At 45.3% G+C, this 942-nt stretch carries 2 tRNA genes and 1 rRNA gene; all 3 read right to left on the bottom strand.

The annotated features are described in order from the left end of the window. Positions 1 to 471: 471 nt before the first annotated feature. A tRNA-Ile gene (locus AB1N33_RS16625) sits at positions 472 to 548 on the bottom strand. Positions 549 to 718: 170 nt separating this feature from the next. Next, positions 719 to 794: transfer RNA gene (locus tag AB1N33_RS16620), tRNA-Ala, on the bottom strand. Positions 795 to 871: 77 nt separating this feature from the next. Further along, positions 872 to 942: ribosomal RNA gene (locus tag AB1N33_RS16615) — 16S ribosomal RNA — on the bottom strand; the annotation flags it as partial.

Genomic DNA, 942 nt, shown 5'->3' with positions numbered 1-942 from the left:
AGCCTTTTGAATCCTACTTTGAGTGGTGAGTTAACACCTGTTGCATGATGACAAGCTAATCGTGAATATCCTTGCTATCAATCAAATCGATAACAAGCAATTCAAGTCAAGTAGAGTAGTTCTAGTGCAAAATCGTGATGCGAAGCATCGCGACTTTTGCGCAAGGAGGACTCACAGTACGCTCAGTTGTTAAAACTGAACACACCGATAATCTCTCAGTTACTCAATTTTGATTGATTACTAATATCAGCTTTCCAAATTGTTAAAGAACATACTTAGGGTAAAAAACCCTAATCAATAGCCACTCAACAAGTGCTTATTCATTAGGATTTGTATCCATACCGACCATCTCAGTGCCCAGGCTTTTTTAGCGAGCGAATCGCCTTCTCCACTTTAGCGAGCAGGGAAATTGTCAGCCGATTTTATATCGGCGGTTAAGCAATTTTCCGCGACTCTAGCGAAGCGAGAAAATGGTAGGCTTGGGCAGACTTGAACTGCCGACCTCACCCTTATCAGGGGTGCGCTCTAACCAGCTGAGCTACAAGCCTCCAGCTTACTTCGCCTAAGCTTCGTACTTGAGCTCTTGGATTCGTCTAATCCGGACTCGGTTCGTCAGTTACGTACTTGGTGTACGTGCCTTCCTCACTCCTCAAGTCGAGCTCAATTACAAACCTTATGCTCGCAATCTGACTCTTTTCTGACTCAGATGGCTTGAATCTGGTGGAGCTAAGCAGGATCGAACTGCTGACCTCCTGAATGCAAATCAGGCGCTCTCCCAGCTGAGCTATAGCCCCATATATGGTCGTTCTTCTTTCTAGACAAAACAATCTGTGTAGGCACTGCATTAACAGCGTCACTGTCGACTTTTTGGTAAGGAGGTGATCCAACCGCAGGTTCCCCTACGGTTACCTTGTTACGACTTCACCCCAGTCATGAAACACA

Source organism: Alteromonas nitratireducens (assembly GCF_040812025.1).
Taxonomy (GTDB): Bacteria; Pseudomonadota; Gammaproteobacteria; order Enterobacterales; family Alteromonadaceae; genus Alteromonas; species Alteromonas nitratireducens.
The sequence above is the reverse complement of the archived record's forward strand: the minus strand, read 5'-3'. Positions and strand labels throughout refer to the sequence as shown.